The following is an 11589-nucleotide window of genomic DNA, read 5'->3' on the forward strand; positions in this document are numbered from 1 at the left end:
AGTCAATCTAGTAAATACATAAAATTATGAGCGACACAAATAAACAGACTGGATCTGCATCAAGCAGACATAAGAAAAATTTACTCATCGTCCTAGCACTAAGTGGTACTTATCTTATTGCTGAAGTCATTGGAGGAATTGCAACAAAAAGTCTTGCATTGCTTGCGGATGCTGCTCACATGCTAACAGATGTTGTCGGTTTACTCCTAGCATTTATTGCAATCAAAATTGGTGAGAGAAAGGCTAGTCCTGAAAAAACATTTGGGTACTATCGCACAGAGATTTTGGCTGCTGTGATTAATGCTGTTGTGCTATTGGGTATCTCATTATTTGTTTTATATGAGGCATTTCAAAGATTTAAAAATCCTCCTGAAGTGCAAAGTGGCTCCATGATGATCGTTGCAGGAATTGGTTTTGTGGTCAATATCATCGGTATCCTTATCATAAGAAAGGACTCCAATGAAAGTCTTAATATGAAAGGTGCTTATTTTGAGGTCTTGTCGGATATGCTGACATCCGTAGGAGTAATGATCGCAGGTGTGATAATGCTGACAACACAATGGTATTACGCAGATCCGATCATTTCTGCGGCAATAGGTCTATTAATCATTCCCAGAACCTTAAAGTTGCTTATGGAAGCGGTTAATGTCTTATTGGAAGGTACACCGAAAGATGTAGATATCAGCAAGCTTAGAGCATCACTGGAAGAACTCCCGGAAATCAAGGGACTCCACGATCTTCATGTTTGGTCTCTTACGTCAGGCGTTAATGCCATGAGTGCTCATGTGATTGCAGATGAAAATAAAAATCGCAACGAAATCCTGAAAATATTAACAGACAAAGTGACAACAGATTTTAAAATAACCCACACCACTTTTCAAATCGAATATGAAGGCTATGATGAAAGTGTAATACACTTATAGATGAACGGTAAAAATAGATTGATAATAAATAAAATCTAATGGTTAGTTCTCTATCACATAAAATTGATTTCAAAGGATAATAATGTTTTAATCACTTATAAAACTTGTTTATGAGACTAATTAAAATTAAGAGAAGCACTTATAGCCTGCTCACTAATTTTTTCTTATTATACATGATCTTGTCCTTTTTTCTTAGGATAGGGCTTTCTGTGGCCAGCATTCAAAAAGCTGATCTTAGTTTTATTTCATTGTTGAAAGTATTTGCTATGGGATTTTTGTTTGATATTGGTGTAGGGGTATTTTTTGTGCTACCATACAGCCTATATCTGCTTTTGTTTCCCCAGAAATATAATAATTCGCTTTTCAATAGAGCTATGACTTTTTTTTGTTTTACTGTAGCTGTGCTTATATTGTTGTTTTCATTTTTTGCTGAAGTAACATTCTGGCAGGAATTTGAAAGTCGGTTTAATTTTATTGCAGTTGATTATTTGGTTTATACCTATGAAGTAATCAATAATATTAATGAATCATATCCTTTGCCATTGCTCATTACAGCCATGTTACTAATGACCTCTTTGGTATTTTTACTTTTCTATAAGAGGCATTATTTCACAGATAATTTTGAAGGCAGTACACCTTTTATACAGCGATTCACTATTTTTTTAGGATTGCTTTTTATTTCAGTCTTCTACACATTTTTTATTGACAACAGTTTAGCAGAGAGCAGTGAGAACAGGTATAGGAATGAGTTGTCAAAATCAGGAATCTATTCTTTTTTTTCAGCTTATAAAAATAACGAGATCAATTATGAGCACTTCTACACACTCATCGATAATAGAGAGGCGTTTAATATTGTGAGAACTGATCTGCAGGAAACTGACTCACATTATGTATCAAAAGATTTCTCAATTGTACGTAACATTAAGGGAGATGACTCCTCTGAGAAGCCCAATGTTATTATGATCACATTGGAAAGTTTCAGTGCAGACTTTATGAAAACATTTGGCAACAATCAGAATCTGACACCTACGTTGGACTCATTGGCGAATCGAAGCATTTTATTTACCAATATGTATGCTACCGGAACAAGAACCGTGCGAGGAATGGAGGCACTTTCACTTGCCGTTCCGCCTACACCGGGGAATAGTATTGTTCGTAGGAAAGACAACGATAATCTGACCACTGTAGGATCTATCTTCGGTCAAAAGGGATATGATACTTCATTCTTATATGGTGGTGATGGATATTTTGATAATATGAATAATTATTTCGGTAATAATGGATACACAATTGTTGACAGGAAAAGAAATTCTTTTGTAGGGGAAGATTATCAGTCTCCAAGAATACCAATAGAAGACAATGAGGTCACTTTTGAAAATGCCTGGGGTATTAGTGATGAAAATCTTTATGATCAGGTGATAAAGCAAGCAGATCAAAAATTTGCAGCGGGGAAACCTTTTTACGATTTTGTAATGAACACTTCCAATCATCGTCCTTATACATATCCTGAAGGAAAGATTGATATTCCCTCGGGATCGGGAAGGGAAGGCGCCGTGAAATACACAGATTATGCGATCGGTCAGTTTTTTAAAAAGATAAAGAATAAATCCTGGTACAAAAATACCATTGTTATAATTGTTGCAGATCATTGTGCCAGCAGTGCGGGCAAGAACGATATCGATGTCGCAAAATACCATATCCCTGCAATGATTGTCAACCTGAACGACAACGAACCATTCAGAATTGAAAAAATGTGCTCTCAGATCGATTTGTATCCAACACTTTTCGCACTTTTAGGTTGGACATATCAGAGTAATCTTTATGGTAAAAATGTTTTAGGCGAAAGCTATATTCCAAGAATATTTGTAAGTACCTATCAGAAACTTGGATATATGGAAAACAACAAATTGGTTATTCTAGGTCCACAGCAAAAAACAGAGACGTATTTGTATGACAAGGAGAAAAATAAACAAAATCCAGAGATGCTGTCTGAACAGTATGTAAAAAAAGCGATAGCAAATTATCAGTCGGCCTACTATCTTTTCAAGAATGAAGGATTAAAACAGAAGCGGATTAAAAAGGGAAATATAACCACAACTAGATAAAGTGATATAAAATGGATCTAAAATTTGAACTTTTACTTGCCGGAAAATTATTATTAGCACTGTTTTTTGGCGCGATAATAGGTTTCGAAAGAGAAACTGCCCATAAAGATGCAGGGGTTCGCACTTTTGGCGTTCTCTGTATGGCTTCTTGCTTATTTGTGGCAGTTGCCTCGCATCTTACAGATGATAAATCTGCAATAGCGAGAATGTTGGCGGCGATACCTGCCGGTTTAGGATTTATCGGAGCTGGACTGGCATTTAAAGATAGTTCCAAAAGCATGCAGGGGCTTACAACATCCACTGCTTTATGGGCTGCATCGGCAATAGGATCTGCCCTTGCACTGAACATGTTTTTGTTATCTTTTTTAGCAACTGTTCTTACCTTGTTCATCTTAAGTATTAACAAATTTGGCTGGTATAAAAAAATTCTAAAAACCGGAAGACAATCAGACCAGGATATATATATAAAGTAACCTAAAAATCATAAAAATAATATTATTATGGAACATAAACACATCTACGACGAAAATGGAAAGCAGCTCTGCTGTACTCCACAGGAAGGCAAAATCTATAAAGATGCTGGAGCCAAAAAATTAGTTGAAGAAGACGGATGCTGCGCTCCAAAGAAGAAAACGGAAGATCATCAACATACAGATGATGATGGACATGATCATGCAGAAACTGATAAAACAGCGTTTCAGATGTTCTTGCCTGCGATTATTTCTTTGGTATTGTTATTAGCAGGCATTGCATTGGACAATTACATTAAGCCTGAATGGTTTAAAGACTGGGTACGTATTGTCTGGTACGGTGTTGCTTATCTACCGGTAGGCCTACCGGTTTTAAAAGAGGCATTTGAAAGTATCAAACAAGGTGATGTGTTTTCAGAATTTTTCCTTATGAGCATTGCAACGATAGGGGCTTTCATTATCGGAGAATTTCCTGAAGGAGTAGCGGTTATGTTGTTCTATGCAGTAGGAGAGGTTTTTCAGACTCTGGCTGTGTCGAGAGCTAAAACCAATATTAAGGCTCTTTTAGATCAACGTCCTGATGAGGTAACGATTATTGAAAATAATCAGCCTAAAAAAATCAAAGCTGCCGAAGCCAAAATCGGGGATACGATTCAGTTAAAATCAGGAGAAAAACTGGCATTGGACGGAGAACTGATCTCCGATTCTGCGTCTTTCAATACCGCAGCGTTAACAGGAGAGAGCAAACCTGATTCTAAAAATAAAGGTGAAACAGTTTTAGCCGGAATGATCAATATGAACAGCGTAGCTTTGATTAAGGTTAATACAGCTTATGAGGATAGCAAACTCAGTAAGATCCTTGAACTGGTACAAAATGCAACAGCTCAAAAAGCTCCGACTGAACTTTTTATCAGAAAATTTGCAAGAATTTACACCCCAATTGTGGTTGCATTAGCTGTTTTGATCTGCTTAGTACCTTATTTCTTTGTTGATGATTATGTTTTCAGAGATTGGTTGTACAGAGCATTGATTTTCTTAGTTATATCTTGTCCGTGTGCATTGGTGATCTCTATCCCGCTTGGCTATTTTGGAGGTATCGGAGCAGCGAGCCGCAATGGTATATTATTTAAAGGAAGCAACTTTTTGGATAAGATCGCTGAGATTCAGAATGTGGTAATGGATAAGACCGGAACTATGACAGAAGGTGTTTTCAAAGTTCAGGACGTTACCATTAAAGAAGGATTTGACAAAGATGAGATTCTCCAATTGGTCAATGTTGTTGAAAGTAAAAGTACCCATCCTGTGGCTACTGCTGTTCACGAGTTTGTAGGAGAGATCAACAATTCGATCAATTTAGAGGATACTGAAGAAATTGCAGGGCATGGGCTTAAAGCGAGAGCTAATGGGAAGGAAATCCTGGTGGGTAATTTTAAACTATTGGATAAATTTAAGATCGGTTATGATGTAGACCCATCCAAAATCGTATATACGGTGATAGCTATCGCATATGATGGAAAATTTGCAGGATTCATTACGATTGCCGACCGAATCAAGGACGATGCAAAGCAAGCTGTTGAAAAACTTCATAGCTTGAATGTAAAAGCGACTATGCTAAGTGGTGACAAGACAACTGTAGTAAAATATGTGGCTGAGCAGATCGGTATTGACAATGCTTTTGGAGACCTGCTTCCGGAAGATAAGGTCAACAAGGTCAAAGAAATCAAAGCAAGAAATGAAAGTGTGGCTTTTGTTGGTGATGGTGTAAATGATGCGCCTGTAGTAGCATTAAGTGATGTTGGAATAGCAATGGGTGGACTTGGCAGCGATGCGACCATCGAAACTGCCGATGTTGTGATCCAGGATGATAAACCATCAAAAATACCTATGGCGATCAATATTGGAAAGAAGACCAAAAGGATCGTCTGGCAGAATATCATTCTTGCCTTTGTTGTAAAAGCCATCGTGCTCGTACTTGGAGCTGGTGGACTGGCTACGATGTGGGAAGCTGTATTTGCTGATGTGGGAGTTGCTTTGATTGCAATACTCAATGCAGTCAGGATTCAAAGAATGAAATTTTAAAAGAGATTATCACAGATAAAAATAGAGCAAATTCTAGTATCCTGTTTCCTTAGGATATTACAATTCTAAGGAAAATTTGCCTCCACTCATATTATTAAGATTGAGTTCCCATAAAAGATGGGAACAGGGAAGTTACATCCAATTTTACGATATAAAATTGAATACTATTAATGTTAGATCCGAACAATAAAAATCAGAAATATAATTTTTATGTGGACTTATGTAAAAAAAAACTCAATACTAATCCTTTTACTGAAATTCTCTCTAAGTATTTATGCTCAGGATAGTTTGTCATTGCAAAAAACTGCTCAACAAGATTCTTTAATAATAAGAGATGATACTTTGGATTATAAAAAACTTATTGTTCCGGTTAGCTTGATATCGGCAGGTGCAATTGGTTTTACAATTCCTGAAATCAAAAAGTTTGATTATGATGTGAGAAGGGAGGTAAACGATCATACATTAAACAATTCAAAATTAGACAACTATACCTTATTTGTACCAGCTGCGCTCGTTTATGGTTTAAACATAGCGGGTGTTCGAGGGAAACATAACTTAAAAGATCGAACGATCATTTTAGCAACATCACAAGCTATCTTATTGGCAATAGTTATTCCTTCAAAATCATTGATCGGCAGGGAGCGGCCTGATCAATCAAATTATATGTCATTTCCCTCAGGTCATGCAGCGATCGCATTTTCAACTGCACAGTTTATGTTCAGAGAATATAGGGACAGCAATTATTGGATCAGTCTGTCAGGATATCCGTTTGCCATTTTTACTAGTGTGTACAGAATCATCAATAATAAGCATTGGGTTACAGATGTCCTGTCTGGTGCTGGTATCGGAATTTTTTCTACTGAGATAGCATATTGGTTATATCCAAAGATCAAAACTTTATTTAAAAGTAAGAATGAAAAAACATTATCTATGATTTCTCCTTATTTCCAGAAGAGTTATCAGCAGAAAAGTTTGGGTTTGAATTACCAGCTATTTTTTTAAATGAGAAATTATGGGATTTAAAAGACGATTTAGGAGACGAATAATCAGGAGGGGAAAGCATCGGCTTGCGTCAGAAGATATATTCTATTTGATAGTTTTTAGTATCCTGATACTATCTCTTATAACATATGGATTTAAGAAATATTTTCATCCTGTCAAAGACCATCATTTTAAATATCATCAAAGTAAAAACTAATCAATCTACTTCCTAAAACGATCAATAGTTAACTATGGACAGATAGAAATAATATTTTTTTAGAGTAATGTTTTAACATATCACGTTTTTAAAGGACATTTAAAATTATTTAGATGTTTGAAGCAATATTGTTTAAAACAATGGAAAGTATTTAAAATCAGTAGATTATAGCTTTGTTTTGGCATCTTATTTGCCTTTCACAAATAACAACATATATAAATTAATATTCACCTTTAAATTAAAATGTTATGAACAGCGAAGATCAAAAAAAAGAGACACACGACCATCCAGAACATCACGAACACAAAGAACATCATCCGCACAAGGAACATCACGAGGGTCCTGAACATGCAGATGAGCCGGAGCATCACGATGAGGCCGAGCATCATCAAGAAAAAGAACATCACGATGAGAAAGAACATCATGATGAGAATAAGAAGTAAATAGCATAGTTCTTATAAATACTGAATTTCAATACTGGAATTCAGTATATTTTTAATAATATAATGTACCGTATTTTAATCTTTCTTCATAAGTGAGCATTTTCAAATATTAATATTTAATTGAGTCGTTATGTATAAAATCTAGATTGAATTCGCTAATTCCAGTAATCCTACGAAACAGTCTTTCTTGCTTTTTGTCCCTTAACAAAAACATAAAGAATATCCACGGAGTATTAACTCAAGAATGACTTTTTGCTCAATCCTAAGATCTGCGGAGGCAAATTATTAGAAATACGTTGAAATACCAAAGCTGAAGCCTACAGTTTTTGCCGCAGGGTTCGCAAAAATGTCTTTCTGTTTCTGAAATCTATAATTAAGTCTAAAAACAGTTTGTGCATTGGGTCTAAAACTGATTGCAGGCATAATACTCCATAAATCTTCTCCAATTTTGCTGTTGTCTTCTCTGAAATGACCTACGTTCCAATCTACATACTCTAAACGGCATGCAAGATTAACGGTTGCTCTTTCCCAATCCAAAATTTTTCTTTTAATTATTGGCTGAACAATGTCTATAAATCCTCCATGCTGCCTGTCTCCATATTGTTGTGTATAAGTTTCCGGGACATCTACTTTAACCCAAGCCCATTCTGCAGTAATTAAAGTTCCAAGGTTTGGAAGTGTATTATTATAATCCAATGCAAATACCCGAACCCTTCTTTTATCGTCAACCTGAAGACCTTCATCCTGAAATTTATTATAGATTCCTCCCATATAAGAGACTCCAAATTCTCCTGCTTTTTCATGTCTTGTGGCAATTTTTGCTGTTAAAAGAGGAACACCGCTGTTAATTTCTTCAAAACGTTCAGGATTACTTTTGGCAGCAGGTAAGTACGTTTTGTTTTGATTATTGTCAATAATTGAATTATCAAAATTTCCTGATAGATATACCTCGTATCCGAACATCCACTCGGCTTTATACATTTTTCCATAAAATCCGAAACCAGCATTACTGAATGTAGCAGGCAACATTTCTGTAGCAGATATAGGACGATCGGTAAACTCCCATTTCGGACCGTCATGATTTTGGTTGAAAGCACCAATTGGATTCATAATAATTCCTCCTCTCAAATTAAGCAAGGGATTAAACTCTACATCAATGGCAGCAAATTCAATATTAATCTCTTTACCTCCTTCTTCTAATTCTATTTCACTCAGAAATTTAATTTTTGAGGAAATTGTAGAAGATACAAAAAGTGTCATCCTACGTAATTGAAATTGATGTCCATCAGATATACCATCAGTGCTGATATGCTGCCAATTGGCTTCCGCATAGCCACCAATAGAGACAGGCACTTTCCCTAATCCTAAGAAGGGACGCTTGTAAACGGCATCCATGTTCAAAGAGCGAGAACTGTCTACAGGTATTCTTTTTAGTAATTCAGAATCTATCTGTGCTGTGGCTTCCTGAAAAATTAAAATTATAATTAGATAGATAATTTTTTTCATACCGGTTTTTTTAAAGAAATTTTCAAAAAATCCGATTCTATGTATACTGGAAATTTTCTTAAGGTCTGATCAGCAGGACCGTTTTGTACTAAACCTTGGTTGGAAAATTCACTACCATGTGCAGGACACTGTAGCTTATCTCCAAATACTTGTAACTGGCTACCCTGATGGGTACATTGCATCCATAATGCTTCATACTCAGTTTCCGAAAAACGAAATACACAAATGGGATATTTGAGAGATTCATTTTGAATAATTACATAGGATAATTTTTTGTCAGGATATTTTGTATCCATAAAATCCTCCAAAGGCAATATGATATAATCGTCTTTAATCGCTCCTGAAATCATTTTATTGCTTATACACCCTGAAAGAATGGGAGGAATTGCAGTAAAGCCTAAACAGACCAAACTGCATTTTTTGAGAAATTCAAGTCTGTCCATAATTATAAGGATTTCAAAAATTTAATAATAGCTTCTTTTTCTTGGACTGGTAATTGAGTGTAATTGGTTCTGCTGGTTGCAGCCTCTCCCCCGTGAAGCTGTATTGCTTCTTCTATACTTTTTGCCCTGCCATCATGCATTAAGAAGTATTGACCGCCTTGTGATTTTGGAGATAAACCTAACCCCCACAGTGCAGGCGTACGCCATTCATAAGTTTTCGCAGTGCCTTCCGTATAGTTGTCATCCAAAGAAGCACCCATATCATGAAGTAATAAGTCTGTGTACGGATAAAACTTTTTATTGGATAATGGTGAAATTGAGGAGGATGAAGTTTTCAGTTCCGGGACATGACATTTATTACAACTTATCTGAGAAAATATAGTCTGACCTTGTTTAATGATACTATTTTCTGCGTCTCGCTGAATAGGTGTTTTCAATGTACGAAGATAAAATACAACATCTGCGATGGTCTTATCAGAAACTTCGGGATCAACATTCATTCCTGAATAAACATCGTGAGGATTAAAAGTTGAAGTAATGCCCATATCTTGATTGTAAGCATTAACGGTTTGTTGTAGTAAACTGTATGTGGATGCCTTTTTACCAAATCTTCCGATATACTTCCCTCCTTTTGTTACAGCAAAGAAGAATGGTGCTTGATATGCCGGAAGATCAATATAATTGGGGACTCCTGAGATGCCATCATTATTTGTATCAAAAGGGTCAGCCATTGCCAAAATATCCATATCAGAAACCAATTCAATAAAACCTAATCCGGTATTGGCAGGCGGAGTAAATTTAGAAAATGTTGCTCCGGGAGGAATTGCTTCCGGAGTATAACCTGGTATCGCCCTATTTTGCAATTGAGGACCACCTAAAAGCAAAAATAAATTTCCTGTTTCGTCAGTCTGTCCAAAACGTATAAGAGTAGTAAAGGGAGTCCCTTTTCCATCACCAGCATGACAGCTTCCACAACTTGTTGCCACGAAGGTTGGACCAAGACCTTTCCCGACCGTGAAGGTTTCATCGTTAAAGGCGATATCCCCTCGCAAAAATTGTTGGTTTTCAGCATATGATAACCCCACAATGGAGCCATCAAGTAATTCACTCTCATCTATCGCTTCAGGCTGAAGTTTATCACAAGCTTGTACGATCAGAAAAAGAAGATAGAAAATTATAATAATAGGTATATATCTCTTGCTCACGTTTTTTTTTCAAATATAATAAAAAGTTAGATTAATCTAACTTTTTATTTCGCTATGTCTAATTATTTTTATGACTGCTGTGCATTTATAGCAAACACTATAAATAAAGATTAGATAATTTGAAACGGAATTTAATCTCAGGATATGTGCTGTTAGGATATTTTTCTTGAAAAACAATAACCTTTATCGCATAGTAAATTAATGTGGATATTGAACAGTCCTAGTGTACAAATTTTAATAGCCAGACGAAACAGTTGGTTGCCAAGTGCTAAGGTTGACCGTCTTAATAGTAGTAGGTAATTATTTTTTGTAAATTATACAATTTTACCATCTAAACTTACCAAAGATAAAAAGGATGATAGTTCATTAATGATTTTTGGTTTGGGGATTTATATCAAAAGCGAAAAATGATTAGGGCAGGGTATATTTGTTATTTGAAAATCTGTGGATTATGGAAGAGATAGAAAAAAGATCTACATTTATTTGTGAAAAATAAAAAAAAACATATCTTTGCACCAGTAAAAACGACGCACTCTATTTTTGTTTATTAAAGTGACCTATTCGGTGACCTAAAAATAAGAGAACGACATAAAGCTTATGGATAGGGAGTTTTTCAAATAAGAACAAGTCCCGTCCGGATCGCCCGAGTGAAATAGTCGCCAATTGGCGACTATTTTCGTTTATAACTATTTTATAAACAAAGCTATATCCGCTTACAAACGGGTTCGAGAAGTCCAAAATAAAATTATGGGATTTTTGGGGCAATTCTCGAACCGTATTATTAATAATCAAACAGTTACAATGTCGGGTAAGAATTAGATATTTCTTGTAATACTTAGTCTTAAATATTTTTTCTCATTACCGCCCTCCTCTTCTTTAATATGAAAACAAAAAACTCCCAAATTAATCAAGAGTCAGTGTTTATGAATTAGAAAGTTATATTATTTGTTTACTCTAGTCTTAAGTTCTTTACCTGCTTTGAAAGAAGCAACATTCGTAGCTTTTATTTGAATTGATTCTCCGGTTCTTGGATTAATTCCCTTTCTAGCGGCTCTATTAGATACTTTAAAAGTACCGAATCCTTTCTTTACCTTTAGCAAGAGAAGACGTGACAGCATCAAGGTGGAGTTGCTAACTTTGTTAGGACACAATTCTTATACTCTTTATCTTTAAGAGTATGAAAAAGATCAGAAAAAATTACAGTCTAGAGTTTAAGA

At 35.6% G+C, this 11589-nt stretch carries 10 protein-coding genes; 6 read left to right on the forward strand and 4 right to left on the reverse strand.

Features of this window, described 5'->3' with window-relative positions; translation table 11 throughout:
• Window positions 1-26 precede the first annotated feature (26 nt).
• From BT156_RS12930 to BT156_RS12955, 6 genes are all read left to right on the forward strand, one after another.
• The gene (locus BT156_RS12930; protein WP_072410598.1) at window positions 27-923 is read left to right on the forward strand and encodes a cation diffusion facilitator family transporter; all 897 of its coding nucleotides are present in this window, start codon (window positions 27-29) and stop codon (window positions 921-923) included.
• Between the two features lie 110 nt (window positions 924-1033).
• Complete coding sequence (locus tag BT156_RS12935; RefSeq protein WP_072410599.1) at window positions 1034-3028, forward strand: LTA synthase family protein; 1995 nt, start codon at window positions 1034-1036, stop codon at window positions 3026-3028.
• 11 nt (window positions 3029-3039) lie between these two features.
• Window positions 3040-3501 carry an MgtC/SapB family protein gene (locus tag BT156_RS12940; RefSeq protein WP_034975913.1) on the forward strand — a complete coding sequence of 154 codons (462 nt, stop codon included), beginning with the start codon at window positions 3040-3042 and terminating at the stop codon, window positions 3499-3501.
• 27 nt (window positions 3502-3528) lie between these two features.
• Entirely contained in the window at window positions 3529-5577 is a 2049-nt protein-coding gene (locus BT156_RS12945; protein ID WP_040995614.1) for a heavy metal translocating P-type ATPase, read from the forward strand.
• Between the two features lie 210 nt (window positions 5578-5787).
• A complete protein-coding gene (locus BT156_RS12950) occupies window positions 5788-6579 on the forward strand; it encodes a phosphatase PAP2 family protein (RefSeq protein WP_034975909.1) in 792 nt (263 codons plus the stop codon).
• A 444-nt stretch (window positions 6580-7023) separates the two neighbouring features.
• The gene (locus BT156_RS12955) at window positions 7024-7218 is read left to right on the forward strand and encodes a hypothetical protein (protein ID WP_034975906.1); all 195 of its coding nucleotides are present in this window, start codon (window positions 7024-7026) and stop codon (window positions 7216-7218) included.
• A gap of 285 nt (window positions 7219-7503) precedes the next feature.
• Here the strand turns inward: BT156_RS12955 and BT156_RS12960 are convergent, their stop codons facing one another.
• The 4 genes from BT156_RS12960 to BT156_RS12975 all read right to left on the reverse strand — a co-directional run bounded on the left by BT156_RS12960 (window position 7504) and on the right by BT156_RS12975 (window position 11490).
• Window positions 7504-8724, reverse strand: a complete 1221-nt coding sequence (locus BT156_RS12960) for a hypothetical protein (protein ID WP_034975904.1) — start codon at window positions 8722-8724, stop codon at window positions 7504-7506.
• Entirely contained in the window at window positions 8721-9167 is a 447-nt protein-coding gene (locus BT156_RS12965) for a QcrA and Rieske domain-containing protein (RefSeq protein WP_051879933.1), read from the reverse strand. Before BT156_RS12965 ends, BT156_RS12960 begins: the two co-directional genes overlap by 4 nt.
• A gap of 2 nt (window positions 9168-9169) precedes the next feature.
• Window positions 9170-10372: a di-heme oxidoredictase family protein gene (locus BT156_RS12970; protein WP_072410600.1), complete on the reverse strand. Its 1203-nt coding sequence runs from the start codon at window positions 10370-10372 to the stop codon at window positions 9170-9172.
• A 941-nt stretch (window positions 10373-11313) separates the two neighbouring features.
• Complete coding sequence (locus tag BT156_RS12975; RefSeq protein WP_083582345.1) at window positions 11314-11490, reverse strand: HU family DNA-binding protein; 177 nt, start codon at window positions 11488-11490, stop codon at window positions 11314-11316.
• Window positions 11491-11589 lie beyond the last annotated feature (99 nt).

The organism is Chryseobacterium limigenitum (assembly GCF_900114875.1).
GTDB classification, from domain to species: Bacteria; Bacteroidota; Bacteroidia; order Flavobacteriales; family Weeksellaceae; genus Chryseobacterium; species Chryseobacterium limigenitum.

Bases quoted from the DNA above. Each gene is read 5' to 3' on its own strand.
- BT156_RS12950 (WP_034975909.1), top strand. From the start codon at position 5,788: ATGTGGACTTATGTAAAAAAAAACTCAATACTAATCCTTTTACTGAAA.
- BT156_RS12965 (WP_051879933.1), bottom strand. From the start codon at position 9,167: ATGGACAGACTTGAATTTCTCAAAAAATGCAGTTTGGTCTGTTTAGGC.
- BT156_RS12945 (WP_040995614.1), top strand. From the start codon at position 3,529: ATGGAACATAAACACATCTACGACGAAAATGGAAAGCAGCTCTGCTGT.
- BT156_RS12930 (WP_072410598.1), top strand. From the start codon at position 27: ATGAGCGACACAAATAAACAGACTGGATCTGCATCAAGCAGACATAAG.
- BT156_RS12955 (WP_034975906.1), top strand. From the start codon at position 7,024: ATGAACAGCGAAGATCAAAAAAAAGAGACACACGACCATCCAGAACAT.
- BT156_RS12935 (WP_072410599.1), top strand. From the start codon at position 1,034: ATGAGACTAATTAAAATTAAGAGAAGCACTTATAGCCTGCTCACTAAT.
- BT156_RS12975 (WP_083582345.1), bottom strand. From the start codon at position 11,490: ATGCTGTCACGTCTTCTCTTGCTAAAGGTAAAGAAAGGATTCGGTACT.
- BT156_RS12960 (WP_034975904.1), bottom strand. From the start codon at position 8,724: ATGAAAAAAATTATCTATCTAATTATAATTTTAATTTTTCAGGAAGCC.
- BT156_RS12940 (WP_034975913.1), top strand. From the start codon at position 3,040: ATGGATCTAAAATTTGAACTTTTACTTGCCGGAAAATTATTATTAGCA.